The 26,332-nt window shown below is 71.7% G+C and carries 24 protein-coding genes; 9 read left to right on the top strand and 15 right to left on the bottom strand.

What is annotated here, in order from left to right:
- The first annotated feature begins 40 nt into the window (after nucleotides 1–40).
- Nucleotides 41–1,639 carry a Na+/H+ antiporter gene (locus tag ACIP67_RS20735; protein WP_401693432.1) on the top strand — a complete coding sequence of 533 codons (1,599 nt, stop codon included), beginning with the start codon at nucleotides 41–43 and terminating at the stop codon, nucleotides 1,637–1,639.
- Between the two features lie 18 nt (nucleotides 1,640–1,657).
- Here ACIP67_RS20735 and ACIP67_RS20730 read toward each other — a convergent pair whose 3' ends face one another.
- Complete coding sequence (locus ACIP67_RS20730) at nucleotides 1,658–2,557, bottom strand: 1-aminocyclopropane-1-carboxylate deaminase/D-cysteine desulfhydrase (RefSeq protein ID WP_401693430.1); 900 nt, start codon at nucleotides 2,555–2,557, stop codon at nucleotides 1,658–1,660.
- 178 nt (nucleotides 2,558–2,735) lie between these two features.
- Between ACIP67_RS20730 and ACIP67_RS20725 the strand changes: the two genes are divergently transcribed.
- The 4 genes from ACIP67_RS20725 (at nucleotide 2,736) to ACIP67_RS20710 (ending at nucleotide 6,361) form a co-directional block, all read left to right on the top strand.
- Nucleotides 2,736–4,142 carry a family 2B encapsulin nanocompartment shell protein gene (locus tag ACIP67_RS20725; protein ID WP_401693428.1) on the top strand — a complete coding sequence of 469 codons (1,407 nt, stop codon included), beginning with the start codon at nucleotides 2,736–2,738 and terminating at the stop codon, nucleotides 4,140–4,142.
- Nucleotides 4,143–4,254: 112 nt separating this feature from the next.
- Entirely contained in the window at nucleotides 4,255–5,376 is a 1,122-nt protein-coding gene (locus tag ACIP67_RS20720; RefSeq protein WP_401693427.1) for a family 2 encapsulin nanocompartment cargo protein polyprenyl transferase, read from the top strand.
- A gap of 312 nt (nucleotides 5,377–5,688) precedes the next feature.
- Entirely contained in the window at nucleotides 5,689–6,054 is a 366-nt protein-coding gene (locus ACIP67_RS20715) for a hypothetical protein (RefSeq protein ID WP_401693426.1), read from the top strand.
- A 55-nt stretch (nucleotides 6,055–6,109) separates the two neighbouring features.
- The gene (locus ACIP67_RS20710) at nucleotides 6,110–6,361 is read left to right on the top strand and encodes a hypothetical protein (protein WP_401693425.1); all 252 of its coding nucleotides are present in this window, start codon (nucleotides 6,110–6,112) and stop codon (nucleotides 6,359–6,361) included.
- Here the strand turns inward: ACIP67_RS20710 and ACIP67_RS20705 are convergent.
- Both ACIP67_RS20705 and sodN read right to left on the bottom strand, forming a co-directional pair.
- Nucleotides 6,358–7,116 carry a VOC family protein gene (locus ACIP67_RS20705; RefSeq protein WP_401693423.1) on the bottom strand — a complete coding sequence of 253 codons (759 nt, stop codon included), beginning with the start codon at nucleotides 7,114–7,116 and terminating at the stop codon, nucleotides 6,358–6,360. The two genes, ACIP67_RS20710 and ACIP67_RS20705, sit on opposite strands and share 4 nt — an antisense overlap.
- Nucleotides 7,117–7,268: 152 nt before the next feature.
- Nucleotides 7,269–7,664, bottom strand: coding sequence for a superoxide dismutase, Ni (gene sodN, locus ACIP67_RS20700; protein WP_385061796.1), 396 nt, complete (start codon nucleotides 7,662–7,664; stop codon nucleotides 7,269–7,271).
- 146 nt (nucleotides 7,665–7,810) lie between these two features.
- On the opposite strand from sodN, the gene sodX reads away from it, so the two are divergent.
- Nucleotides 7,811–8,245 carry a nickel-type superoxide dismutase maturation protease gene (sodX, locus tag ACIP67_RS20695; protein ID WP_401693422.1) on the top strand — a complete coding sequence of 145 codons (435 nt, stop codon included), beginning with the start codon at nucleotides 7,811–7,813 and terminating at the stop codon, nucleotides 8,243–8,245.
- On the opposite strand, the gene ACIP67_RS20690 is transcribed toward sodX, so the two are convergent.
- Nucleotides 8,149–8,778 carry a CGNR zinc finger domain-containing protein gene (locus tag ACIP67_RS20690; RefSeq protein ID WP_401693421.1) on the bottom strand — a complete coding sequence of 210 codons (630 nt, stop codon included), beginning with the start codon at nucleotides 8,776–8,778 and terminating at the stop codon, nucleotides 8,149–8,151. The genes sodX and ACIP67_RS20690 overlap by 97 nt on opposite strands.
- 100 nt (nucleotides 8,779–8,878) lie before the next feature.
- Here ACIP67_RS20690 and ACIP67_RS20685 point away from each other — a divergent pair, with 100 nt between their 5' ends.
- Nucleotides 8,879–9,649, top strand: coding sequence for a class I SAM-dependent methyltransferase (locus ACIP67_RS20685; protein ID WP_401693419.1), 771 nt, complete (start codon nucleotides 8,879–8,881; stop codon nucleotides 9,647–9,649).
- 90 nt (nucleotides 9,650–9,739) lie between these two features.
- Here the strand turns inward: ACIP67_RS20685 and ACIP67_RS20680 are convergent, their stop codons facing one another.
- From ACIP67_RS20680 to ACIP67_RS20670, 3 genes are read right to left on the bottom strand one after another with little or no spacing between them, the layout of a single operon-like run.
- A complete protein-coding gene (locus ACIP67_RS20680; protein WP_401693418.1) occupies nucleotides 9,740–10,501 on the bottom strand; it encodes an amino acid ABC transporter ATP-binding protein in 762 nt (253 codons plus the stop codon).
- Nucleotides 10,498–11,463: an amino acid ABC transporter permease gene (locus tag ACIP67_RS20675; RefSeq protein ID WP_401693416.1), complete on the bottom strand. Its 966-nt coding sequence runs from the start codon at nucleotides 11,461–11,463 to the stop codon at nucleotides 10,498–10,500. The genes ACIP67_RS20680 and ACIP67_RS20675 overlap by 4 nt, the downstream gene beginning before the upstream one ends.
- Nucleotides 11,464–11,493: 30 nt before the next feature.
- Nucleotides 11,494–12,453: an ABC transporter substrate-binding protein gene (locus ACIP67_RS20670; protein WP_401693414.1), complete on the bottom strand. Its 960-nt coding sequence runs from the start codon at nucleotides 12,451–12,453 to the stop codon at nucleotides 11,494–11,496.
- Nucleotides 12,454–13,060: 607 nt separating this feature from the next.
- Between ACIP67_RS20670 and ACIP67_RS20665 the strand changes: the two genes are divergently transcribed.
- On the top strand, nucleotides 13,061–14,293 hold the full coding sequence (locus ACIP67_RS20665; protein WP_401693412.1) for an NADP-dependent malic enzyme: 1,233 nt from the start codon (nucleotides 13,061–13,063) through the stop codon (nucleotides 14,291–14,293).
- Between the two features lie 206 nt (nucleotides 14,294–14,499).
- Nucleotides 14,500–15,465, top strand: coding sequence for a zinc-binding dehydrogenase (locus ACIP67_RS20660; protein ID WP_401693411.1), 966 nt, complete (start codon nucleotides 14,500–14,502; stop codon nucleotides 15,463–15,465).
- A gap of 139 nt (nucleotides 15,466–15,604) precedes the next feature.
- On the opposite strand, the gene ACIP67_RS20655 is transcribed toward ACIP67_RS20660, so the two are convergent.
- The 8 genes from ACIP67_RS20655 to ACIP67_RS20620 all read right to left on the bottom strand — a co-directional run bounded on the left by ACIP67_RS20655 (nucleotide 15,605) and on the right by ACIP67_RS20620 (nucleotide 26,162).
- Nucleotides 15,605–16,663: a helix-turn-helix transcriptional regulator gene (locus ACIP67_RS20655; RefSeq protein ID WP_401693409.1), complete on the bottom strand. Its 1,059-nt coding sequence runs from the start codon at nucleotides 16,661–16,663 to the stop codon at nucleotides 15,605–15,607.
- Between the two features lies 1 nt (nucleotide 16,664).
- Nucleotides 16,665–17,636, bottom strand: a complete 972-nt coding sequence (locus tag ACIP67_RS20650) for a DUF4097 family beta strand repeat-containing protein (RefSeq protein ID WP_401693408.1) — start codon at nucleotides 17,634–17,636, stop codon at nucleotides 16,665–16,667.
- Nucleotides 17,637–17,914: 278 nt separating this feature from the next.
- Complete coding sequence (locus ACIP67_RS20645; protein ID WP_003992906.1) at nucleotides 17,915–18,094, bottom strand: DUF6104 family protein; 180 nt, start codon at nucleotides 18,092–18,094, stop codon at nucleotides 17,915–17,917.
- Between the two features lie 167 nt (nucleotides 18,095–18,261).
- Nucleotides 18,262–22,059: a multifunctional oxoglutarate decarboxylase/oxoglutarate dehydrogenase thiamine pyrophosphate-binding subunit/dihydrolipoyllysine-residue succinyltransferase subunit gene (locus tag ACIP67_RS20640; protein ID WP_401693407.1), complete on the bottom strand. Its 3,798-nt coding sequence runs from the start codon at nucleotides 22,057–22,059 to the stop codon at nucleotides 18,262–18,264.
- A 313-nt stretch (nucleotides 22,060–22,372) separates the two neighbouring features.
- Nucleotides 22,373–23,476, bottom strand: coding sequence for a sensor histidine kinase (locus ACIP67_RS20635; protein ID WP_401693405.1), 1,104 nt, complete (start codon nucleotides 23,474–23,476; stop codon nucleotides 22,373–22,375).
- A complete protein-coding gene (locus ACIP67_RS20630) occupies nucleotides 23,473–24,210 on the bottom strand; it encodes a response regulator transcription factor (protein WP_058923261.1) in 738 nt (245 codons plus the stop codon). The genes ACIP67_RS20635 and ACIP67_RS20630 overlap by 4 nt, the downstream gene beginning before the upstream one ends.
- A gap of 124 nt (nucleotides 24,211–24,334) precedes the next feature.
- Nucleotides 24,335–25,045, bottom strand: a complete 711-nt coding sequence (locus ACIP67_RS20625) for a spermidine synthase (RefSeq protein ID WP_401693404.1) — start codon at nucleotides 25,043–25,045, stop codon at nucleotides 24,335–24,337.
- A gap of 418 nt (nucleotides 25,046–25,463) precedes the next feature.
- Entirely contained in the window at nucleotides 25,464–26,162 is a 699-nt protein-coding gene (locus ACIP67_RS20620) for a GNAT family N-acetyltransferase (RefSeq protein WP_401693403.1), read from the bottom strand.
- Nucleotides 26,163–26,332: the final 170 nt, after the last annotated feature.

The following is a 26,332-nucleotide window of genomic DNA, read 5'->3' as shown; positions in this document are numbered from 1 at the left end:
CGTGCGGACGCCCGCGCGGAAAAACGAGGGTGGGCGGGACATGGACGTGATGCCACTGCTGTTGCTGGTGGCGGGCAGTACGGCGATCGCCGCGGCGGCCCGGCGCACCCCGGTGCCCGCACCGCTGCTCCTGGTCGGCGTCGGCCTGGCCGTGTCGTACGTCCCGGGAGTCCCCGACTACGCCCTCGACCCCGAGATCGTCCTCCCCCTCCTGCTGCCGCCGCTGCTGTACACCTCGGCGACCGACAGCTCCTACCTCGACCTGCGCGCGCAGGCGCGGCCCGTGGCGCTGCTGTCGGTCGGGTACGTGCTCTTCGCGACGGTCGTCGTCGGCTGGGCCGCCCACCTGCTCGTGCCCGGCCTGCCGCTGACCGCGGCGCTGGTGCTGGGCGCGGTGGTGGCGCCGCCGGACGCGGTCGCGGCGACGGCGGTGGCGCGCCGGCTGGGCCTGCCGTCCAGGATCACCACCATCCTCCAGGGCGAGTCCCTGCTGAACGACGCCACCGCGATCACCGCCTACAAGGTGGCCCTCGCCGTCGTCGTCGGCGAGGGCGTGTCCTGGGCCGGCGGCATCGAGGAGTTCCTGGTGGCCGCGGTCGGCGGCACCACCGTCGGCCTGATCCTGATGGCCCCGCTGCACTGGCTGCGCACCCGCCTGAAGGAACCGCTCCTGCAGAACACCCTGTCCCTCCTCATTCCCTTCGTCGCCTACGCGGCCGCCGAGCAGTTCCACGCCTCCGGCGTCATCGCCGTGGTCGTCGTCGCCCTCTACCTCGGCCACCGCGCGTGGGAGGTCGACTTCGCCACCCGCCTCCAGGAGGAGGCCGTGTGGAAGATGGTCGCCTTCATCCTGGAGTCGGCGGTCTTCGCCCTGATCGGCCTGCAACTGCCGGTCGTCCTGAAGGGCCTCCGCGCCTACGAGGGCATGGACGCCGCCTGGTACGCGGTCGCCCTCTTCCTGGTGGTCGTCGCGTGCCGCTTCCTGTGGGTGTATCCGGCGACCTTCCTGCCGCGGCTGCTGTCGGCGCGCATCCGCGCGCGCGAGGAGAACCCGACCTGGCGCGGCCCGATCGTCATCGCCTGGGCCGGTATGCGGGGCGTGGTGTCGCTCGCCATCGCCTTCTCCATCCCGCTCACCGTCGACCACGGCGAGGAACCCTTCCCGTACCGCGACCTCATCCTCTTCCTGACCTTCACCACGGTCATCGCCACCCTGGTCGTGCAGGGCCTGACCCTGCCCCCGCTGATCCGGCTGCTGAAGTTCCCCGTCCGCGACCCGCAGGCCGCGACGCTCGCCGAGGCCAACGCCCAGGCGCAGGCCTCCCGGATCGCCGAGGAACGCCTGGACGCCCTCCTCGCCGACGAGCGCAACGCCCTGCCGCAGCCCCTCGCCGACCGCCTGCGCACCGTCCTGGAACGCCGCCGCAACGCCGTCTGGGAACGCCTCGGCCAGGTCAACATGGTCACCGGCGAGACCGTCGACGACACCTACCGCCGCCTGGCCCGCGAGATGATCAGCGCCGAACGCGAGGTCTTCGTCCGCCTCCGCGACGGCCGCTACATCGACGACGAGATGCTCCGCGCGCTGCTGCGCCGACTGGACCTGGAGGAGGCGGCCGCCCACCGGGAGGCGGAGTAGGCGCGCCGGCCGCCACGGTCAGCCGTCGAACGGCGCCCCCGTCACCACGGCCACGAGCCGGGTGCCCCGCGCGAAGGCGCCCTCCCCGGCGAGGACGACAAGTCCGTAGAGCAACTTGGCGACATAGAGACGTTCGACCGGCAGGCCGTGGCGGCTGCCGAAGTCCTCGGCGAAGGCGTCGAGGGCGGGGCCGGTGCGGGCATAGCCGCCGAAGTGGAAGCGGTCGTCCAGGCGCCAGTCCCCCCGGGGACCGCCGAAGGCCGCCGTCTGCAGCGCCCGGACCTCGTCACCGAGGAAGCCGCCCCTGAGGACCGGCACGCCCAGGGCGCGCGTGCCGGGGGCGAGGCCGGCGGCCAGGCCCGCGAGGGTGCCGCCCGTGCCGCACGCGACGGCGACGACGTCGGCGTGGCCCGTGAGCTCCTCGCCCAGCGCCCGGCAGCCGCGGACCGCCACCGCGTTGCTGCCGCCCTCGGGGACGACGTACGCGTCCTCGGCGCCGGCCGCGCGCAGGACGGCGGCGAGGGTGTCGGGGTCGGTCTTGCGGCGGTAGGCCGAGCGGTCGACGAAGTGCAGCCGCATGCCGTCGGCCGCGCAGCGGGCGAGGGAGGGGTTCAGCGGCCGGTCCACGAGCTCGTCGCCGCGTACGACGCCGACGGTGGGCAGGCCCAGCAGCCGGCCGGCGGCGGCCGTGGCCCGCAGGTGGTTGGAGTAGGCGCCGCCGAAGGTGACGACCGTCCGGCCCGCCGCCGCCTCCAGGTTCGGCGCGAGCTTGCGCCACTTGTTGCCGACCAGCTCCGGGTGGATCAGATCGTCCCGCTTGAGCAGCAGCCGTACGCCGTGCCGGGTGAACCGGTCGTCGGACACCTCGTGCAGGGGGGAGGGCAGCCGGGGGCGCAGGGCGGCGGCGGGGTCGGTCACCCGCCCATTGTCGAACACCGTTCGGTGCGCGAAAAACGCGCTGTGCCCCGTCAGCCGTTGATCCATTCCCCCTCTTTCGTGTAATAGCACGAGCACTCTGAGCGATGGAAGGGTTGTCCCCGAAACAAATGCATCGGCGCATTTCGGCGCCTGTGCATGATCGGGAGGGCATTTCTCTATGTCGGTAGGCGAAGAGGTCCGCACCACGCAGGTCAAGCCGCAGCAGAGTCTCGGCACCGCGGCCGCGCGGAACCTGGCCACCACGACCAAGTCCGTGCCGCAGATGCAGGAGATCAGCTCCCGCTGGCTGCTGCGGACGCTGCCTTGGGTGGATGTGCAGGGCGGCACGTACCGGGTGAACCGGCGGCTGACGTACGCGGTCGGAGACGGCCGCATCACGTTCGTCAAGACCGGCGACCGTGTCGAGGTCATCCCCGCCGAGCTGGGCGAACTGCCCGTACTGCGCTCGTACGGCGACGAGGAGGTGCTCTCGGAGCTGGCCTCCCGCTGCCGCCAGCGGGAGTACGCCGCGGGCGAGGTCATCGCCTCCTTCGGCAGCCAGACCGAGGAGGTCTACCTGCTGGCGCACGGCAGGGTCGAGAAGATCGGCACCGGCCCCTACGGCGACGACCAGATCCTCGGGGTCCTGGCCGACGGCGCCTATTTCGGCGACCAGGCGCTGCTCGACGGCGACTCCATCTGGGAGTACACCGCGCGCGCCCACACCGCCAGCACGGTGCTGATCCTGTCCCGCGAGGACTTCGAGCAGGTCGCGGAACGCGCGGACTCCCTGCGCGAGCACCTCCACCAGCAGCGCACGATCCCCCAGCAGCGCACCAACAAGTACGGCGAGAAGGCCGTCGACCTCGCCGCCGGCCACGCCGGCGAGCCGGACATCCCGCACACGTTCGTCGACTACGACGCCCGGCCCCGCGAGTACGAGCTGAGCATCGCCCAGACCGTGCTGCGCATCCACACGCGCGTCGCCGACCTGTACAACCAGCCGATGAACCAGACCGAGCAGCAGTTGCGGCTCACGGTCGAGGCGCTGAAGGAGCGCCAGGAGCACGAACTGGTCAACAACCGGGACTTCGGGCTCCTCCACAACTGCGAGTACGACCAGCGGATCCAGCCGCACGACGGGGTCCCCAGCCCGGACGACATGGACGAGCTGCTCAGCAGGCGCCGCGGCACCAAGCTCTTCCTCGCCCACCCGCGCGCGATCGCCGCGTTCGGCCGCGAGCTGAACCGGCGCGGCCTCGTTCCGGAGACGATCGACGTCGGCGGCAACCGGATCCCCACCTGGCGCGGGGTACCGATCTACCCGTGCAACAAGATCCCGGTCACCGAGGCCCGGACCAGCTCGATCATCGCCATGCGTCTCGGCGAGCAGGACCAGGGCGTGATCGGCCTGCGCCAGTCCGGCATCCCCGACGAGATCGAGCCGAGCCTGTCCGTGCGGTTCATGGGCATCAACGAACAGGCCATCATCAAGTACCTGGTCACGGCCTACTACTCGGCCGCCGTGCTGGTACCGGACGCGCTGGGCGTCCTGGAGAACGTCGAGATCGGCCGCTGGCAGTGACCTCTCCCGTCCGGACGCCGCGTCCCCGCCCCCCGGGGCGGGTGCGTCCTGGGCGTACGCGCCGGGCGGCAGGGCATCCGCCACCGTTCGCGGACCCTGCGAGGGGGACCCGATGACCGACTTCGTGACGGAGACCAGGCCGTGCTCCGAGGAGACGGGTGGAAGGCGGGAGCCCATCGCAAGCCGTGGAGACAGCGGGTCCGGAGCGTTCGACGGGCAGGAGGCGACGGCGATCCTGGAGGAGGCCCGGGCGTCGGTCGACCCCGCCCTGCGCACCGCCCTCGACGCCCTGCCCCGTGCACTGCGCCGGATCGCGCGCTACCACTTCGGCTGGGAGCACGCCGACGGCACACCGGCCGCCGGCAACGCCGGAAAGGCGATCCGCCCGGCGCTCGTGCTCACCGCGGCCGACGCCCTCGGCGGCCCGGTGGCCCGCGCGGCGGCCGTACCGGCCGCCGCGGCGGTGGAGCTGATCCACAACTTCACCCTGCTCCACGACGACGTCATGGACCGCGACACCACACGGCGTCACCGCCCCACCGCCTGGACCGTGTTCGGCGACGCCGACGCGATCCTCGCCGGGGACGCGTTGCAGGCACTGGCCCTCGGACGGCTGGCCGAGGACCCCCACCCGGCGTCCGCGGCAGCAGTCGCCCGCCTCGCCGCCTGCGTGGTGGAGCTGTGCGCCGGGCAGCAGGCGGACACGGCCATGGAGAAACGGGCCCCCACCGAGGTCACCCTCGACGAGGTGCTCACCATGGCCGAGGCCAAGACGGGCGCGCTGCTCGGCTGCGCCTGCGCCCTCGGTGCCCTGTACGCCGGGGCGCCCGAGGCGGACGTCGAGGCGTTGGACGCGTTCGGCCGTCAGGCCGGACTCGCCTTCCAGTTCATCGACGACGTGATCGGCCTGTGGGGCGACCCGCGGCACACCGGAAAGCCGGCGGGCGCGGATCTCGCGGCCCGCAAGAAGTCCCTGCCGGTGGTCGCCGCGCTCGCCTCCGGCACCCCGGCCGCCGCGGAACTGGCCGAGCTGTACACGGCCCCCTACGACCAGGGCGACCTGGAACGGACCACGCGCGCCGTCGAGCGGGCCGGCGGGCGCGCCTGGGCACTGGAGCAGGCGGCCGACCGGATGGCCCGGGCGATGTCGGAACTGGCCCGGGCGGTCCCGGAGCCCGAGTCGGCGGGCGGGCTGCTGTCCCTGGCGGAGTTCGTGACGCGGCGCACCACATGACGGCGCCGCCCCGCTGACCCCGGGGCCCCGATCCGTGCGGCTCCTGACCCCGCACGGCGCCGGGGCCCCGGCCCGCGGGCCCCGCCCACCCCACGGTGGCGCGGGACCCGCCTCGGCGCGTCCGGGGCCGCCCCGGCCGTCCCCGCCCCGCCCCTCCCCGCCCGTGCGCCGAACCGGCCGTTCCCGCCCCGCCCCTCCCCACCCGTGCTGGACCAGCCGTTCCCGCCCCTCCCCGCCCGTGCGTCGCCCTGCCCGGCCGGAGTCCTCGCCCGTGTCCACGCACGACAGCGGTGACCGGCCTACGCTGGTGGCATGGACAGGGAACATCAGGTCTGTCCCGCCTGCGGGCAGCCCGTGGACACCGTCGTCCGGCGCCACAAGACACTGGGCGCCTGGGTCCCGCGCTGGGTCGCGGGTCCCTGCCACAACCCCGACTGCGAGGCCTACGTCGAGGGGGGCGCGCAGCTGCACGGCCACGACCATCCGGAGCGGTACGGCCGTCCGGCGGATCACGGCCGCGCCGGGCACCCCGGCGGTCCCGGCCCACCCGGCCGCGGGGTCACCGGCCGGTCCGGTGGTCCCGAGCAGGAGCCCGTCACAGGCCCGGATTCGGGCACCTCGGCAGACCGCACCGACCCCGACGAGGACGCCGGAATCCCTCCCGCCCCGATCTCCTGACGCATGTCCGAGGGGCCGCCGTGGTGTCATGCCGGACAGCGGGGAGGGAGTGGACATGACAGATGCAGGTGGGCGCCGCGGCTCATGGCGGTGGGCCGTGGTCGTCTGGGCGGTGACGGCGGCCGTCGGAGGAGGTCTGACCCTCTGGCTCCAGGACCCCTCCGCACCGACGGGACCGAGCGGCTGGCAGAGGGCCGACGTACCCGCACCGCTCCTGGGGCGCGAGGTGACCGACGGCCCGTGCCGGCTGTACGGGTCGATCCCGCCGGACACGGTGGTCCTGTGCGCCTACGCGGAGACGCGTTAGGCGTCGGCCGCCGCCCGCGGCAGCCCGCCCGTCTCCGGGTCCCGCCCGGTCAGGCAGTACAGGCCGCCCGCCGGGTCGCGCATCACCGTCCAGTGGGAGTGGGCGGCGACGAGGACGGCACCGAGCCGTTCGTGCCGGGCGCGGACCGCGTCGATGTCCGGGCCGCAGGCCAGGTCGAGGTGGGCGGAGAGGGGGCGTTCGTCGTCCAGCCGCTGGAGGAGGAGACGGACCGGCAGTCCGGCGGGCGGCGCGACGGAGTGGAACTCCGGCAGCGAACCCGGCCGGGACGTCCAGTCCGGCAACAGGGCCGTCCAGAAGGCGACTTCACCGGCGTACGCGGACGGCGGGACGTCCAGGCACACCTGGTCCAGACGGCTGCCGGACACCACGGGCGGCCGTACGGACTCGCCGTGCCAGGGGACCGCGCAGAACAACTGACCGGCGGGAGAGCGCAGGACGGCCCAGCCGTCGTGCGGGGCGACCGTCTCGGCGCCGAGCGCCAGCGCGGCACCGACGAAGCCGGGCACGTCCTCGACACAGAGGTCCAGGTGCGCTCCACCCCCGCCCCCGGCGACCCGCTGCGCTTTCACGCACCCGTCCGCGCCCTCCGGCAGCAGCGTGACGAACTCGCCCCGCTCGCCCCGCGGTTCGGACAGGCGGGTAGCCGTGACGGCCGTCCAGAACGCGCAGGCCGGCTCGAAGTGATCGGCGGGCCGGTCGACGAAGGCGTACGCCCACGGGACGGGGATGCTCATGGGGCGATGGTAGGCGCCGGCAAGCGCGACACGGCCGGCCTCACCAGTTCCATGCCGAAGGGGCCCGGTCGTGATGCCGACCGGGCCCCTTCGTGATGTCCCTCCGCCCGCGGTGGTGCACCGACCGCCGGCCGCGGGACGGCCTGAGGGTGTCAGGCCTTCTTGGTCTCCCAGAAGATCTTGTCGATCTCGGCGATGAGCTCCAGGGCCTTCTCACCGGTCTTCGGGTCCGTCGAGGCCTTGGCGGCCGACAGGGCCTTCAGGGTGTCGTTGACCAGCTGGTGCAGCTGCGGGTACTTCTCGAAGTGCGGGGGCTTGAAGTAGTCGCTCCACAGCACGGAGACGTGGTGCTTCGCCAGCTCGGCGCGCTGCTCCTTGATGACGGTGGCGCGAGCCTGGAAGTGCGGGTCGTCGTTGGCGGCCATCTTCTCCTGCACGGCCTTCACCGACTCCGCCTCGATGCGGGCCTGGGCCGGGTCGTACACGCCGCAGGGCAGGTCGCAGTGGGCGCTGACCGTGACCTTGGGGGCAAACAGGCGGGAAAGCATGGAGCATTCCTTCCTCGTGATCGTCTTCTCAGGTGGGACATTACTCCCTGCGAGACGGGTTTTCGCGAGTGCCCCCATGGGCTTAGGACAAAAGTCCGGGGTCAGACTGAGACTGGTGGAGGAACGGACCAGGGGAGGTGTCGGCGATGCCGGAGCCGTCGCAGGAGACCGAGCGGGGGAGGGCGGCCGCGCCCTTCGGGCTGGCCGAGGTGACCGGCCCGTCCATGGTGCCCACGCTGCACCACGGGGACCAGCTGGTGGTGAGGTACGGCGCGCGGGTCAGGCCCGGGGACGTCGTCGTGCTGCGGCACCCCTTCCAGCAGGACCTGCTGGTCGTCAAACGGGCCGCCGAGCGCCGCGAGGGCGGCTGGTGGGTGCTCGGGGACAACGCGTACGCGGGAGGCGACAGCACCGACTACGGGACCGTGCCCGACGAGCTGATCCTCGGCACGGTGCGGTTCCGCTACCGGCCGCTGAAGCGGGATCAGCGCTCGCCGCTCGCGGTGCTGCGCTGGGCGCTGTCGGCGGCCAGGCCGGTGCTGGCCGACCGGTCGGCCTCCAGGCGTTTGCGGGCGCGGTAGGCCGCCACGTTGGCGCGGGTGGCGCAGCGGTCGGAGCAGTAGCGCCGGGAGCGGTTCGTGGAGGTGTCGAGGTAGGCGTTGCGGCAGGGCGCGGCCTCGCACAGGCCGAGGCGGTCCACGCCGTACTCCGTCAGGTGGAACGCCAGGCCCATCGCGGCGATGGCCGCGTACCCGGCGGTCGCGTTCGACGGGTGGTCGGCGAGGTGCATGTGCCACAGCGGGCGTCCGTCGTCGTCGCGGACGTCGTGCCCGGAGATCTGCGGGCTCACCGGGAACTCCAGCAGCAGGGAGTTCAGCAGGTCCACGGCGAGGGTCTCGTCGCCTCCGTCGGCCGCCTCGAAGACCGCGCGCAGCCGGGTCCGTACCGAGCGGAAGCGGGTGACGTCCGCGTCGGTGGCGCGGCGGGCCGCCGACTGGTTCGCGCCGAAGAGGTCGCGGACGGCCTCGACCGAGGTCAGCGAGTCGTTGCCCCGGGCCGGCTCTTCGCTGTTGACGAGGCGCACGGCGTAATCCGAGTAATAGGCCAGTTCCACTTGTAGTCCTTACGGAGGCGCTCTATGGTCGGGAGGCGGACGGAGTAACGGCCGGTTGTGCAGCCAGGGTATTACGTGGCCGAGGTGACGGAGGGGTGCGATGACGGACGGGCAGGCCATCACGACCGGTACCGACTGGGGGGCCTGGCAGGAGAGCTGGGACCGGCAGCAGGAGTGGTACATGCCCGACCGGGAGGACCGCTTCCGGATCATGCTCGACATGGTCGAGGCGCTCGTCGGCACCGCGCCGCGCGTCCTGGACCTCGCCTGCGGCACCGGCACGATCACCGCCCGGCTGCTCGCCCGCTTCCCCGGCGCCACCAGCACCGGCGTGGACCTCGACCCGGCCCTGCTCGCCATCGCCGGGGGCACCTTCGCGGGCGACGACCGGGTCACCCTGGTGACCGCCGACCTCAAGGACCCGCACTGGCGGGCGGCCCTGCCGTACGACTCCTACGATGCCGTCCTCACCGCCACGGCCCTGCACTGGCTGCACAGCGAACCCCTCGCGGCCCTCTACGGCCAGATCGCGGAACTCGTCCGCGACGGCGGTGTCTTCATGAACGCGGACCACATGATCGACGAGGCCACGCCCCGGATCAATGCGGCCGAGCGCGCCCTGCGCCACGCCCGCATGGACCGGGCCAGGGCGGCCGGCGCCGTCGACTGGGCCGAGTGGTGGCAGCTCGCCGCCGCCGACCCCGTCCTCGCCGGGCCCACCGCCCGCCGTTTCGATATCTACGGCGAGCACGCCGACGGCGAGATGCCCTCGTCGGCCTGGCACGCGCGCGTGCTGCGGGAGAAGGGGTTCGCCGAGGCCCGCCCGGTGTGGGCCTCGCCGTCGGACACACTGCTCCTCGCCCTCAAGTAGGACGCGCGGCGACCGGGGCGGGCAGGCGGGCGGGCACGCGAGGGGCGGTACGGGAGACCCGTACCGCCCCTCGCGTCGGACCGCGGTCCGCTACAGCACCTTGGACAGGAAGGCCTGCGTCCGCTCGTGCTGCGGGTTCGTCAGGACCTCGCGCGGGTTGCCGGACTCGACCACGACACCGCCGTCCATGAAGACCAGGCTGTCGCCGACCTCGCGGGCGAAGCCCATCTCATGGGTGACGACGACCATCGTCATACCGGACTCGGCCAGGTCGCGCATGACGTCGAGGACGTCGCCGACCAGCTCCGGGTCGAGGGCCGAGGTCGGCTCGTCGAACAGCATCAGCTTCGGGTCCATGGCCAGGGCCCGGGCGATGGCCACCCGCTGCTGCTGGCCGCCGGACAGCTGCGAGGGGTAGTTCCGCGACCGGTCGGCCAGGCCGACCCGGTCCAGCAGTTGCAGGGCGCGCTCCTTGGCCTCGGCCCTGCTCACGCCCTTGACCTGGACCGGGGCCTCCATGACGTTCTCCACCGCCGTCATGTGCGGGAACAGGTTGAACCGCTGGAACACCATGCCGATGTCCCGGCGCTGGAGCGCGACCTCGCTGTCCTTGAGCTCGTACAGCTTGTCGCCCTTCTGGCGGTAGCCGACCAGATGGCCGTCGACCCAGAGCCGGCCCGCGTTGATCTTCTCCAGGTGGTTGATGCACCTCAGGAAGGTGCTCTTGCCGGAGCCCGAGGGGCCGATGAGGCAGAACACCTCGCCGGAGCGCACCTCCAGGTCGATGCCCTTGAGCACCTCGACCGCGCCGAAGGACTTGTGGACGCCCTCGGCCTTCACCATGGCGGTCATGCCGCACCAGCCCTTCCGCTCGTCAGCGACGTCAGGTTCGCCTTGACCTTCTGCCACGGGGTCGCCGGCAGGCTGCGGGACGAACCACGCGCGTAGCGGCGCTCCAGGTAGTACTGGAAGACGCTGAACACGCTGGTCATGACCAGGTACCAGAGGGACGCCACGAAGAGCATCTCCATCACCGCGTACGAGGTGGAGCCGATCGTCGAGGTGGCCCGCAGCAGCTCGTTGTACGTCACCGCGTACACCAGCGACGAGGTCTTCAGCATGTTGATGAACTCGTTGCCCGTCGGCGGCACGATCACCCGCATCGCCTGCGGGATGACGATCCTGCGCAGCGTCTTGCCGTGGCTCATGCCGAGCGCGTGCGCGGCCTCCGTCTGGCCCTCGTCGACGGCCATCAGACCGGCGCGGCAGATCTCCGCCATGTACGCGGCCTCGTTCAGGCCGAGGCCCAGCAGGGCGCACATGAACGGCGTCATGACGTCCGTCATCTCGTCCTTGTAGATCGGACCGAGATTCAGGAGGGGGAAGATCAGCGCCAGGTTGAACCACAGCAGCAGCTGGACGTAGACCGGCGTACCGCGGAAGAACCAGATGTAGACCCAGGCCACCCAGCTCGTCACCGGGTTCTTGGACAGCCGCATCACGGCCAGCACGACGCCGAGGACCACGCCGACCACCATCGCCAGGACGCTGATCAGCAGGGTGCGGCCGGCGCCCGCGAGGACCGTGGAGTCGAACAGCTTGTCGCCGACCGCGGCCCACTGGATCTTCTCGGCCGTGGCGAAGGCGTTGACCAGCAGGGCCACCAGCGCCAGGACCACGACGGCGCTCACGTAGCGGCCGTAGTGGCGGACCGGGATGGCCTTGATCGCCTCGGGCGGGACGGTCCCGCTCTCCTTGGTGACGCCGGCCGTCGGCCGTCCGCCCGCCGGTGTCTTGTCGAACTTGTCAGTCACGGTGACTGCCCTTCAGTGCTGCCCGGACGGTCACTTGCCGCCGTTGATCGCGGCCTTGTCGATGGCGCCGCTCTCGGCGCCCCACTTCTCCAGGACCTCCTGGTACGTGCCGTCCTCGATGATCGCGTTGACGGCCGCCTCCAGCGCGGCGGTGAGCTGCTTGTTGTCCTTGTTCACGGCGATGCCGAACGGGCCGGCGTCGACCTGCTCGCCGACGACCTCGAAGGCCTTGCCGCCGTCGGCCTTGCGGGCCAGGTCGACCGCGACCGGGTAGTCGTTGACGCCGGCGACGGCGCCGCCCGACTTGACCCGGGTCTGGGCCTCGGTGTCGTTCTCGAACGACTCGATCGTGATCTTCTTCTTGCCGCCGTCGGTACAGGCCTTCGACTGCTTCTGCAGGGCCTCCTCGTACGTCGTGCCGCGCTGCACGGCGGCCGTCTGGCCGCAGAGGTCCTCGATCGAGCCGATGTTCTTCGGATTGCCCTTCTGGACGTACACGGCGGTGCCGGCCGAGAAGTAGTCGACGAAGTCGACACCCGGTCCGAGCTTCTTGCCGCTGTCGTCCAGGCCCTCCTGGCGCGCCTTGTTGTCCGTGATGGACGACATCGCGATGTCGTAGCGGCCGGAGTTCAGGGAGGTGATCAGGCCGTCGAAGGAACCGGAGGTGAACGTGAACTCCACGCCCAGCTTCTCGCCCAGCGCGGCGGCGATGTCGGGGTCGACACCGACGATCTTCCCGCTCTCCTGGTACTCCATGGGGGCGTACTCGGCGTTGGTGCCGACCTTGATGACGCCCGCCTTCTGGATCTCGGCAGGCAGCTTCGAGAAGAGCGGCGCGGCGTTCCCGCTGGTCGACGCCTCGGAGGAGCTCCCGCCATCGGTCTGGTCACCGCAGCCGGTGAGCAGCAGGGCGCCCGCGACCGCGAGGGAACCGACCGCGGCTAGCCGGGTGTGCGCGGCGGTGGAACGGCGGATGGAGCGTGCGGTCATGGTCAGTGCCTCCGGCGGGTGGGTGGAGATGCCGATGGGTCGACGAGAACACACACCTTTGGGTGTCGCGACCTCGTGCGATTACGGCATCTTGCCATTCGGACGACGCCATTCAGGGGGCCGCCCATGTCAAAATCGGATAACGGGCGACCCCCGAACCGCACCAGTCCGGTGCAACACGACCGGGTGAGGCCGCACCTTCTTCTGGAATCCATCCGTCCGGCCGCAAGATCTCCGGTATATCTCGCCATGTGGCCGACCGTGGTGCGCTGTGGGAGTCCTGCGGCGCCCGTGTCAAGGGTTCGGCCGGGAAATCCCCCTCCCCGCGACCATGAGTCATGTCACTGGCATATGACAGCGCGAGAGGGCTGTGGGGGTCCTGCAAGAACCGGCATGTGACCTTGCACGGATTGGACTCGTCGTCGGTGCTGTCCGTCCGGTAAGAAGGTTCTTTACACCCCTCATCCGGGGCTCAGGGCGCGTGTGCGGCGCGCCCGACGCGCAGGCGCCCGTACGTGTCACCACCGCTGGGTCCTGCGCGGTGCCCGCCCACTTCTCAACCAGGAGTGGCCACCCTCAACCATGAACACCTAAGGGGTAAGACACAGTGGCAGCGGAGATCGTCAATCCTCGCAGCGAGAGCGAAACCGACCATACGGGCCAGGAGGGCGGTGCGGAGCCCCTCGACTCGTTCGACCCGGCGTTCGCGCTGCACCGCGGCGGAAAGATGGCCGTGCAGGCCACCGTCCCGATCCGCGACAAGGACGACCTGTCCCTCGCCTACACGCCCGGCGTCGCACGCGTGTGCACCGCGATCGCGGAACAGCCGGAGCTGGTGAACGACTACACCTGGAAGTCGTCCGTCGTCGCCGTCGTCACCGACGGCACGGCGGTCCTCGGGCTCGGTGACATCGGGCCGGAGGCGTCCCTTCCGGTGATGGAGGGCAAAGCGATCCTGTTCAAGCAGTTCGGCGGTGTCGACGCGGTCCCGATCGCGCTGGCCTGCACGGACGTGGACGAGATCATCGAGACCGTGGTGCGCCTCGCGCCCTCGTTCGGCGGAGTGAACCTGGAGGACATCTCGGCGCCGCGGTGCTTCGAGATCGAGCGCCGGCTCCAGGAGCGGCTCGACATCCCGGTCTTCCACGACGACCAGCACGGCACGGCGGTCGTGACGCTGGCGGCGCTGCGCAACGCGGCGCGGCTGAGCGGGCGGACCATCGCGGACCTGCGGGCTGTCATCTCGGGCGCCGGCGCGGCCGGTGTCGCCATCGCGAAGATGCTGGTCGAGGCCGGTATCGGGGACGTCGCGGTCACCGACCGCAAGGGCATCGTCTCCGCGGACCGGGAGGACCTGACCGACGTCAAGCGCGAGCTGGCCGGGTTCACCAACAAGGCCGGGCTGACCGGGTCGCTGGAGACCGCGCTGGCCGGCGCGGACGTCTTCATCGGCGTCTCCGGCGGTACGGTCCCGGAGGAGGCGGTGGCCTCGATGGCGAAGGGCGCGTTCGTCTTCGCCATGGCCAACCCGAACCCCGAGGTGCACCCCGACGTCGCCCACAAGTACGCGGCGGTCGTCGCGACCGGGCGCTCGGACTTCCCGAACCAGATCAACAACGTGCTGGCGTTCCCGGGCATCTTCGCCGGTGCGCTGCAGGTGCGGGCGTCCCGGATCACCGAGGGCATGAAGATCGCGGCGGCCGAGGCGCTGGCGGGTGTCGTCGGTGACGACCTCGCCGCGGACTACGTCATTCCGTCGCCCTTCGACGAGCGGGTGGCGCCGGCGGTCACGGCCGCCGTCGCCGCGGCGGCTCGTGCCGAGGGTGTCGCGCGTCGCTGACGCGGGTCGGTGAACGGCCCACGCGGGTCGGTGAGCGGCCCCGCCCGGGTTCGGGCGGGGCCGTTTCCCTTTCCGTTTCCTTGTTCCGGCCCGCCGTCCGTCGGGTGGCGTCGGGCGGACGCGCGGCCGGTGCGGCAGGGCAAGAGGGCATTGCTCACAGCGCCGCCCGGTTTCCGTCCAGGGGCGCGGACCCTATCGTCGTGTGCATGTTCGCCGTCTACGCCGCTCGTATCGACCGTGACCAGCCGCTGAACGGCCTGGAGTCGGGGGAGCGTCCGGCTCCCGGGGTCCGGCCCGGCTGGAGCGCCGTCCGGGTCCGTGCCGCCTCCCTCAACCATCATGACCTCTGGTCCCTGCGGGGCGTGGGCCTCGCCGAGGACAAGCTGCCGATGATCCTCGGCTGTGACGCCGCGGGCGTCGACGAGGACGGCAACGAGGTCGTCCTGCACTCCGTGATCGGGCAGAGCGGGCACGGGGTCGGCCCCGACGAACCCCGCTCCATCCTCACCGAGCGCTACCAGGGCACCTTCGCCGAGCAGGTCGCCGTGCCGACGTGGAACATCCTGCCCAAGCCCAAGGAGCTCTCCTTCGAGGAGGCCGCCTGTCTGCCCACCGCCTGGCTGACGGCCTACCGCATGCTCTTCACCAACGCCGGGGTCCGCCCGGGCGACTCGGTCCTCGTCCAGGGTGCCGGGGGCGGTGTCGCCACCGCCGCGATCGTCCTGGGCCGGGCCGCCGGGCTGCGGGTCTTCGCGACCAGCCGGGACGAGGCCAAGCGGAAGCGTGCCCTGGAGCTCGGCGCCGTCGAGGCGGTCGAGCCGGGCGCGCGGCTGCCGCAACGGGTGGACGCGGTGATCGAGACCGTCGGGGCCGCCACCTGGTCCCACTCCGTGAAGTCCCTGCGGCCCGGCGGCACGCTCGTCATCTCCGGCGCCACCAGTGGTGACCGGCCCTCCCATGCCGAACTGACCCGCATCTTCTTCCTCGAACTCAAGGTCGTCGGCTCCACGATGGGCACCAAGGACGAGCTGGAGGACCTGCTCGCCTTCTGCGCCGCCACGGGTGTCCGGCCCGTCATCGACGAGGTGCTCCCTCTCGACCGCGCCCGTGAGGGCTTCGAACGGCTCGCGTCCGGCGACCAGTTCGGCAAGATCGTCCTCACTTCTCGCTGAGGGACATCCGGGCGAAGCCGGCGTTCGCCGGTGCTCATCGGGCGGGTCCGGGCCAACCGGGCCCGCCTTTCGCACGGCCCGCACGCCGACCACGGGCCCTGGCCGCCCGCCTCCGGTGCCGTCGGTGCCGGCCGTCGGCTCACGCCGTGGGCGCCCGCAGTATCGCCCCGATGTGGGCCGCCGCCGCCGACAGATGCCGGCGGGCGTCGCGGAGCTGGTCCGCCGTGACGCCGTGGTCGCGGGCGGAGTCGCGGATGTCGTCGCGGAAGCGGTCCAGCAGACGGTCCAGGTCGCGGACCGGGTCGCCGCTGGGGGCCTCGTGGGCCCAGGCCGGCTCGTAGTCGGCGGGGAAGTCCACCGGAGTCTCCGAGTACACCGGCCCCTTGGCCGTCGTACCGTCCGGGCCGGTGCTGCCGCTGCCGCGTCCGAACCCGAAGTCCTTGCCGAACTCCTTCCCGACGTCCTTGCCGAACTCGCCGAACTCCTTGGCCAGCTCGGTCAGCCCTTCCCGGACGCCCGTCGGCCAGTCACCTCGGGCGAAGTGGTCCTGGACCTGCTCCTGGACGCGTCGCGCTATGCGCTGCATCTCCTCCTGGGCCTGGGCGCGCGCCCGCTCCTGGGCCTCCTTGGCCTGACGCCGGGCCCGCTGGGCCTCCTCGCGGGCCCGCCGGCTCTCGTCCTTGGCCCGGCGTGCCTGCTCCTTCCACTCCTGCTTGACGCGGCGCATCTCCTCCTTGGCGGCGCGCCACGCCTCCTTGTCGCCGTACTCCCCGGGTTCCCCGAGGTCGCCGGGGGCCGGCCCGGAGCCCTGGCGGGCCTGGGAGGCCGCCGCCCGCATCTCGCGGCGCAGATCGCCCGCGGCGCCGCGTACGTCGGCCCGGATCTCCGCGGCGAGCTCCGCGACCGATTCGCGGATCTCCAGCTCCAGGTCGGCCAGTTCGCCGCTGCGGTCGGCCAGTTCGGCGCGGCCGGCGTCGGTGATGGCGTACACCTTGCGGCCGCCCTCGGTGGTGTGGGTGACCAGCCCCTCGGCCTCCAGCTTGGCCAGGCGGGGGTAGACCGTGCCCGCCGACGGCGCATAGAGCCCCTGGAAGCGCTCCTCCAGGAGGCGGATCACCTCGTAGCCGTGGCGCGGAGCCTCGTCCAGGAGCTTCAGCAGGTAGAGACGCAGGCGGCCGTGGGCGAAGACGGGGGGCATGTCAGAGCACCTTCTTGTCGGTCGTGCTGTCGGCCGGGCCGTCGGAGGAGGTCGCGTCGGCCGGGCCGCCTGAGGCATTCTCCCCCGGAGCCGAGAATGTTCCGTCGGTTGGAGCCGCGGGTGTTCCGTCGGACTGAGCGGCCGTCTCCGGCTCCCAGGGCTCGTCCTCCGTCTGGGGCCGGCGCAGCAGGGCGATCGAGCCGGAGACCGTCGTCGCCTTCAGGCTGCCGTTGCCCGCGCCGAGCCGGCCGGTGATGCGCTTGGCCCCCCAGTGGCCGTTGACCCGCAGGTCCTCGAAGGCGTTGGAGACGGCGCCGCTCGCGGTGTGGGCCTCCACCTCCGCGTCCGCCGGGTGGGGCAGCCGGATGGCGATCTCACCGGAGACGCTGGCCAGGCTGACGGTGGTGGGCCGGCTCGTAGGATCGAGGTCGACGATCATCGATCCGCTCACCGAGTCGGCCTTCACGGAGGAGCCGGCCTCGACCACCGTCAGGTCCCCGGACACCGAGTTGAAACGGAGGTCGCCGGTGAGGGCCTGGGCCTCCACGTTCCCCGAGACCGTGTCGGCGCGCACCGGGCCCGTGAGCCTCACCAGGGTCGTGTCCCCGGAGACGCCCTTCACCTCGGCGTGCCCGTCGATGCCGGAGACGACCGTCCCGGCGCTCACCGCGCCCACCGCGACACGGGTGTGCGCGGGTACGGCCAGGGAGACGACGGCGCTGCGCCGCCAGCCCTTGGGGTCGAGCCACTTGAGGAAGCCCTTCCAGGGCAGGTCCTCGTAGGCCACCGTCAGGGTCCCGTCGCGATGGGTCACCACCAAGGGTGGTCCCTCGATGCGCGAAACCTCCAGACGGGCGGGGCCCTCGTCGGTCCCCACCACGTTCACCGTGCCGTCGACCACGCGAACGTGCAGTTCGCGCACCGGCTCGTCGAAAGAGAGCTTGCTGGGCTCGGCGACGGACCACTCGGACATGGCAGACCTCCTCGACGGCGCGACGCGCCATATCGCGTCCCCTGTCATTCACGATATATCGCGGCAGTGGGAAGTCAAGACACCCGATGCGGTGAACGGGGCCGTCGAGCCGCCGGGCCGCACGGACCTGCGGACACACCGCCGCGCGCAGCCACGCAGCCGCGCAGCCGCGCAGAGGCACAGACGAACAGACGCCCAAACGCCGAAGGGCGCCCCGAAGGGCGCCCACACGTGCGGCGAGAGGGGCCGACGGACCGCCGCCGGCCGCCCGGCGGCGGCTACTCGTCGTCCTCGTCGTCCAGCCGGGCCAGCCACGTCGCCAGCCGCTCCACCGGGACCTCGAAGTCCGGGTTCAGGTCGACGAACGTCCGCAGCTGCTCGGCGAGCCACTCGAAGGTGACCTCCTCCTCGCCGCGCCGCTTCTCGAGTTCCTCGATGCCTCGGTCGGTGAAGTACACGGGTTGTTCTCCTGGGGAATGGGCCTGGTCCGCGGGTGATACGACTCCAGGGTATGCGGCACCGCTGCCGACCGGACCCGCCGCAGGCGCACACGGCAGCGGCCCCGCCGCCATGGAGGCGACGGGGCCGCTGCACGCGCTACCGGTGCTCAGCGGTGTTCAGAGGCTCAGGCCTCGAACACCTCCCGCACCAGCTGCTCCTGCTCCGCCTGGTGCCGCTTGGCCGAGCCGACCGCCGGGGACGAGCCGTGCGGCCGCGAGATGCGGCGCAGGCGCTCGCCGTGCGGGACGTCGGCGCCGACGGCCAGGTCCAGGTGGTCGATCAGGTTCAGGGCGATGAACGGCCAGGCACCCTGGTTGGCCGGCTCCTCCTGGGCCCACAGGTACTTCTCGGCGTTCGGGTACTTGGCGATCTCCGCCTGGAGCTCGGCACCCGGCAGCGGGTACAGGCGCTCGATGCGGATGATCGCGGTGTCCGTGACGCCGCGCTTCTGGCGCTCGGCCTCCAGATCGTAGTAGACCTTGCCGGCGCAGAAGACGACCTTCTTGACGGCGTTCGGCTCGACCGAGGCGTCGCCGATGACCGGGCGGAACTGGCCGTTCGTGAACTCCTCCGCCTTCGACGCGGCGGCCTTCAGGCGCAGCATCGACTTCGGGGTGAAGACGACCAGCGGCTTGTGGTGCGGGTTGTGCACCTGCCACCGCAGGAGGTGGAAGTAGTTCGACGGCGAGGTCGGCATCGCGACCGTCATGTTGTTCTGCGCGCAGAGCTGGAGGAAGCGCTCCGGGCGGGCGGACGAGTGGTCCGGGCCCTGGCCCTCGTAGCCGTGCGGGAGGAGCAGGGTGACGCCGGAGGTCTGGCCCCACTTCTGCTCCGCCGACGAGATGAACTCGTCCACGACCGTCTGCGCGCCGTTGACGAAGTCGCCGAACTGCGCCTCCCACATCACGAGCGCGTCGGGGCGGGCCAGCGAGTAGCCGTACTCGAAGCCCATCGCCGCGTACTCGGAGAGCAGGGAGTTGTAGACGTTCAGGCGCGCCTGCTCCTCGGAGAGGTACATCAGCGGCGTGAACTCCTCGCCGGTCTCCCGGTCGATGATCACCGCGTGGCGCTGGCCGAAGGTGCCGCGCTGGGAGTCCTGGCCGGCCAGGCGGACCGGGACGCCCTCCAGGAGGAGAGAGCCGACGGCGAGGGTCTCGCCCATGCCCCAGTCGATCGTGCCGTCCTCGACCATGGCCGCCCGGCGCTGGAGCTGCGGCAGCAGACGCGGGTGGGCGGTGATGTGGTCGGGGATGTTGACCTGGGACTCGGCGATGCGCTTGACGGTCTCGGCGGAGACCGCGGTGCTCACCGCGACGGGGAAGCCGTCCTGCGGCGCCTCGGAGTCGCCGGACGTCGGCTGGGAGGTGGCCTCGCGGACCTCCGTGAAGACCTTCTCCAGCTGGCCCTGGTAGTCCTGGAGCGCCTGCTCGGCCTCTTCCAGGGTGATGTCGCCGCGACCGATGAGGGACTCGGTGTACAGCTTGCGCACCGAGCGCTTCTTGTCGATCAGGTCGTACATCAGCGGCTGGGTGAAGGCCGGGTTGTCCGACTCGTTGTGACCGCGGCGGCGGTAGCAGATGAGGTCGATCACCACGTCCTTGTTGAACGCCTGGCGGAACTCGAAGGCGAGCCGCGCGACGCGGACCACGGCCTCCGGGTCGTCGCCGTTCACGTGGAAGATCGGGGCCTCGATCATGCGGGCCACGTCCGTCGCGTACATGGAGGAACGCGAGGACTCGGGGGCCGCGGTGAAGCCGACCTGGTTGTTGATGACGATGTGGACCGTGCCGCCGGTGCGGTAGCCGCGCAGCTGCGACATGTTCAGGGTCTCGGCCACCACGCCCTGGCCCGCGAAGGCCGCGTCGCCGTGGATCGCCACCGGCAGGACGGTGAAGTCCGTGCCGCCCTTGTTGATGATGTCCTGCTTGGCGCGCGCGACGCCCTCCAGGACCGGGTCCACGGCCTCCAGGTGCGAGGGGTTCGCGACCAGGGAGACCTTGATCTGCTCGCCGTCCAGGCCGGTGAAGGTGCCCTCGGCGCCCAGGTGGTACTTCACGTCGCCGGAGCCGTGCATCGACTTCGGGTCGAGGTTGCCCTCGAACTCGCGGAAGATCTGCGCGTACGACTTGCCGACGATGTTGGCGAGGACGTTCAGGCGGCCGCGGTGGGCCATGCCGATGACGACCTCGTCCAGGCGGGACTCGGCCGCCGAGTCGATGACCGCGTCGAGCAGCGGGATGACGGACTCGCCGCCCTCCAGCGAGAAGCGCTTCTGACCGACGTACTTGGTCTGGAGGAACGTCTCGAAGGCCTCCGCCGCGTTCAGCCGGCGCAGGATGCGCAGCTGCTCCTCGCGCTCCGGCTTGCTGTGCGGGCGCTCGATGCGGTCCTGGATCCACTTGCGCTGCTTGGGGTCCTGGATGTGCATGAACTCGATGCCGGTGGTGCGGCAGTACGAGTCGCGCAGCACGCCGAGGATGTCGCGCAGCTTCATCAGGGACTTGCCGGCGAAGCCGCCGACGGCGAACTCGCGCTCCAGGTCCCACAGGGTGAGCCCGTGCTCGGTGATGTCCAGGTCGGGGTGCTTGCGCTGCTGGTACTCCAGCGGGTCGGTGTCGGCCATGACGTGGCCGCGGACCCGGTAGGAGTGGATCAGCTCGAAGACGCGGGCGGCCTTGGTGACGTCGTCGTCGTGGCTGGCGTCGATGTCCTTGAGCCAGCGGACCGGCTCGTAGGGGATGCGCAGGGCCTCGAAGATGTCGTCGTAGAAGCCGTTCTCGCCCAGCAGCAGGTTCGCCACCGCGCGCAGGAACTCGCCCGACGCGGCGCCCTGGATCACCCGGTGGTCGTAGGTCGACGTGAGCGTCATGACCTTCGAGATGCCGAGCTTGTTCAGGGTGTCCTGGGAGGTGCCCTGGAACTCCGCCGGGTAGTCCATGGAGCCGACGCCCATGATCACCGACTGGCCGGGCATCAGGCGCGGGACGGAGTGGACGGTGCCGAGGCCGCCGGGGTTGGTCAGGGAGACCGTGACGCCGGTGAAGTCGTCCATCGTCAGCTTGTTGTCGCGGGCGCGACGGACGATGTCCTCGTAGGCCTGCCAGAACTCGAAGAAGTTCAGCGTCTCGGCCTTCTTGATGGCGGCCACGACGAGCTGGCGGTCGCCGTTGGGCTTCACCAGGTCGATGGCCAGGCCGAGGTTGACGTGCGGCGGCTTGACGAGGGTCGGCTTGCCGTCCTTCTCGCCGAACGACCAGTTCATCGACGGCATGGCCTTGATGGCCTGCACCATCGCGAAGCCGATCAGGTGCGTGAAGGAGATCTTCCCGCCCCGGGCGCGCTTCAGGTGGTTGTTGATGACGATGCGGTTGTCGAACAGCAGCTTCACCGGGACGGCGCGCACGGACGTGGCCGTGGGCAGCTCCAGGGAGGCGTTCATGTTCTTGGCGACGGCGGCGGAGGGGCCGCGCAGCGTCACGAACTCGGGGCCCCCGGGAGCCGCGGTGGCCGGCGCGGCCTTGGCGGCCGGCTTGGCCGCGGGCGCGGCGGGCTTCGCGGGCGCCGGAGCGGCGGCCGCGGGCTTCGGGGCGGCGGCGGCCGGCGCGGGAGCCGGGGCGGCGGGCGCGGCCTGGGCCGGGGCGACCGGAGCGGCCGGGGCGGCGGGTGCCGCGGGTGGGGTGGTGGTCCCTGCGGCCCCCGCGGCCGCAGTACCCGCCGGAGCCGGAGCGCTGGCGGCCCCCGGCTTGTAGTCGGCGAAGAAGTCCCACCAGGCACGGTCTACGGAATTCGGGTCCTGGAGGTACTGCTGATAGATCTCGTCGACGAGCCACTCGTTCGCGCCGAACGCGGCAGCGGGATTCTTGCCCGCTTGGTCTGCGTCGGTCGAGATGCTCGATGCGTTACTGGGGGACTGTGGCGACACGGCGGCAACCGCCCTCTTCCGCTTCACAAGGTGATGGACAGCGGGAATAAAGGCTACGCCTCCCAGCCCGCGAAGGTCAGGCCGGGCAGCTCCATCGTCGCGTATGTCACATCGACAAGGGTGTTTCAGGGCTGGAAATGGCGGGAAACAAGCGCGGTTGACTTCTAAAACGGGTGCGCCGATGCAGGTCGCGCACGCTGAGCGTGCGGACCGCGGCCGGCCTGGGCCGGTGCTGTGCCTGATCACACGTGTCCATCAGCCGTTCGTCGGTGCGGACGCTCGTGGATCTTGGGGCTCCGCTTCGCACTTTACGTCAACTTGGCACGGATGGCTCTCCCGGAAGAGTGACAAGAATCCGGCAACCTCGCTCAGATTCGGCCACTCCGATCCGGCCGCCGTGGAGATCGACCGCCCAGCGGGCGATCGCGAGTCCCAGTCCCGTGCCGCCGTCGCTGCCCGGGCCGTGCGGCCGGCGGACGGCCCCCCGGTTGAACCGCTCGAAGACGCGGCGCCACTCCGAGCGCGGGATGCCGGGCCCCTCGTCCAGGACCTCCAGCTCCAGCGACTCCGGCAGCGGCCCGCGCCGTGCCTTCACCGTGACCCGGCCGTGCGGCGGACTGTGCTTGACCGCGTTGTCGATCAGGTTGGCGACGACCTGGTGGATGCGCTCGGGGTCCGCGTGCGCGGTGAGCTCCGGCGGCGAGACGTCCAGGTGCAGATGGACGTCGGTGCGCGTGTGACTGCCGCCCGAGCCCATGGTCGCGCGCGCGGAGGCCACCATGTTGGCCTCCTTGAGCACCCCCGACAGGTACGGCCACACCTCGAAACGCCGCTTGCGCAGCGGTACGACGCCGTTGTCCAGCCGGGACAGGTCCAGCAGCGTCTCCACCAGCCGGCCGAGCCGCTCGGTCTGTTTCAGGGCCGTGCGCATCGTCTCGGGGTCGGCCTCGGCGATGCCGTCGACCACGTTCTCCAGGACCGCGCGCAGACCCGCGATGGGGGTGCGCAGCTCGTGCGAGACATTGGCCACCAGCTCCTTGCGCTGACGGTCCTGCGCCTCCAGCTCGTCGGCCATGACGTTGATCGTCTGGGCGAGGTCGCCCAGCTCGTCCCGGCGGTTCTCGCGCACCCGGCGGGTGTAGTCGCCGTGCGAGATGGACCGGGCGACCGTGTTCATCTCGTCCAGCGGCGCGGTGAGCGAGTGCGCCACGAACTGCGTGATGAGCAGGGTGGCGATCATCGAGAAGATGGTGATGAAGCGCAGTTCGGTCGCGGTGCGCAGGGCGATCAGCACCAGCCCGGTGGTGATCAGCACCGAGATGACGACGAGCGCCCCCAGCTTGGTGTTGACCGAGAACGGTCGTACGCCGCCCCAGGGCTCCCCGGGGCCTCTCGGTGCGTCCGGCCCGCCGCTCATGGCGTCGGCGTCTCCAGCGCGTAGCCGACGCCGTGCACCGTGCGGATCCGCTCGGCGCCGATCTTCCGGCGCAGTGCCTTGATGTGGCTGTCGACGGTCCGGGTGCCGGAGGCGTCCGCCCAGTCCCACACCTCCGCCAGCAGCTGCTCACGGGAGAGCACCGCACGCGGGGTGTTCGCCAGGCAGACCAGCAGGTCGAACTCGGTGGGCGTGAGGTGCACGTCCTCGCTGCGCACCCGCACCCGGCGCTGGGCGTGGTCGATCTCCAGCTCGCCGAGGCGCAGGATGCCGGAGCGGGGCGTGGCCGCCGCGAGCGCCGCGCGCTCCACGCGGCGCAGCAGCACGTGCACGCGTGCCGCCAGCTCCCGCATCGAGAACGGCTTGGTCATGTAGTCGTCGGCGCCCACGCCGAGCCCGACCAGCATGTCGGTCTCGTCGTCGCGCGCGGTGAGCATCAGCACCGGCACCGGGCGGGCGGCCTGCACGCGACGGCAGACCTCCAGGCCGTCGAAGCCGGGCAGCATGATGTCGAGGATCAGCAGGTCGGGCTGCCAGGCCTCGGCCGTGTCGACGGCCGCCGGGCCGTCGCCCGCCGTTTGCACGAGGAATCCCTCCGCGCGCAGGCGGGCCGCGATGGCGTCGACGATCGTCGGATCGTCCTCGACCACCAGAACGCGGCGCTGTGCGCCCGGGGTCGCCGTCGTGCCGTTGTGCGAGGTGTGTGTCTGCTCCATCGCCCGCCCCTGAGGTGTGCTTTTCCGGGACCAGTGGGGTGATCCCTTGATTGCGCATGACTGCGGTTGACGCCTCAATGATCGACGTCAGGGCAGCAGCGTACGGGGAGTCACCGCGCCTTTGCTATCCGGGTACGACGGCGAGGTGCACGACGTCCGGCACGCCTCGGGCAACCGGGATCTCTTCGGTACGCACCCGTTGGAACCCGGCATTTCTCAAGGTTCCTTCGAATTCAGGCGACGGCTGGGCGGACCACACGGCCAGTACCCCTCCGGGCCTCAACACCCTTGCGCAGCCCGCGAGTCCGGCCTCCGAGTAGAGTCCGCCGTTGCCTTCGGTGACGGTCCAGTCGGGCCCGTTGTCGATGTCGAGACAGAGCGCGTCGAACGTGGCGGAAGTCTCATTGACAGTCTTTTCGACGTAGTCGAGCAGATCCGCTTCCACGATCGTCGTGCGCGGATCGGCGAGGGCGGAGCGGGAGATCGCGGCGAGCGGGCCGTCGAGGTGCCAGTCGATGACGGCGCGTTCCCGCTCCACGACCGTGACGCCTCCCCAGCGGGGGTCGGCGGCGGCGTGCGCGAGCGAGAACCCGACGCCCAGGCCGCCGATCAGCACGTCGGGTGCGGGGCGCCCGTCCAGCGCGGTCAGGGCGGCGTCGACGAGCAGCCGCTCCGAGCGGCCGTCGGAGGTGTCCATCAGGAAGCAGCCGTTGGCGATGATCTGGAGCAACTCCCCGTGCCGGCGCAGCACGACCTCGCCGTACGGGCCCTCACGACGGTCCAGGACTTCGGGTCGGCCGCCGGGTTCGGGGGACATGTCGCGGGAGAGGGGCATCGCCCCATCCTGGCACCGGAGGCGGGGGAGGGCGGGGAATTCCGCGGGGCCGGTCTTGGGCCGGCTGCGGGTTCCGGCGCCGGCCTCCGGTCCCGGCCCCGGTTTTGGCCGCGGTCCCGGTCCTGGCCGCGGTCCCGGTCCTGGCCGCGGTCCCGGTCCTGGCCTCCGATCCCGGCCCCGGTCCCGGTCCTGGCCGCGGTCCCGGTCCTGGCCGCGGTCCCGGTCCTGGCCTCCGGTCCCGGCCCCGGCCTCCGGTCCCGGCCCCGGCCTCCGGTCCCGGCCCCGGTCCTGGCCGCGGCCGCGGTCCTGGCCTCCGGCCTCCGGTCCCGGCCCCGTGGCCCCCGCCTCCCGGTCCTGGCCCCCGGCTCCCGGCCCCGGTCCCCGGTTCCGGCCCCCGGCTCCCGGCCCCGGCCCCCGGTCACGAGTCGCTGTCCCCGCCCGCCCCCAGGAACTTCGCGCTCGTCAGCGGCGCCACCGCCGTCCAGTCCAGCGACTCGTACAGCGCACGCCCCGCCGGCGTCCCCGCGAGGACGCCGGTCTCGGTGCCCTCGGCCGCAGCGGCGGCCGTGAGCGTCCGCATGACGACGCTGCCCAGGCCGCGGCGGCGGTGTCCGGGTGCGGTCTCGATCTGGTCGAAGACGGCGGTCGCGCCGGTCGGAGCCACCTGGCCCCGCGCGGCGAAGGAGCCGTCGGGCGCGGCGACCATCACGCGCGTGACGCCGCCGCGCGTCCACGCGCGCAGCCGATAACCGTCGGGCGCCCGGGCCGGCCCCGCCTCCGCCGGTCCCGGCCTCGGTCCCCCTTCCGCCGCCGTGCGCAGCGGCAGCGTCATCAGCCATCCCGGCTCCGGGTCCACCCACCAGCCGGGGCCGAGCCATTCCGCGGTCACCGCCGGGTCCTGGAAGACCTTGAGCCACACACCGGCCCCGGTCACCCCGTCCGCGACCTTGCGCACCACGCCTTCCTCGACGTCGTCCCCGATCCGGGCGAGGACGTGCCGCGACACGTGCGCGGACTGCCCCACGTCGACGGTGAACCCCCAGGGCCGCCGCACGGGCGGAGCGGCTCCGCGCGACACGACCCACCCGTCCACCCAGGCCCGCACGATCCCGTCCACACGACCTCCGTAATAGCCAGTCAGCACATTCGCCACTTACGTGAGGCGACTGTACGGTGCCACGTGCCGGACCCGGCAGACGTGATCGCTCACAGCGAACGACCACCCGGGAACATTCGACGCCGCCCGTGCATTGAGTCGGCATAACTCAACTTGACTGCCGAAGGGGA

Origin of the sequence: Streptomyces sp. NPDC088812 (genome assembly GCF_044750285.1) — a bacterium.
Lineage (GTDB): Bacteria > Actinomycetota > Actinomycetes > Streptomycetales > Streptomycetaceae > Streptomyces.
This window is presented reverse-complemented; position numbering and strand designations above follow the sequence as displayed.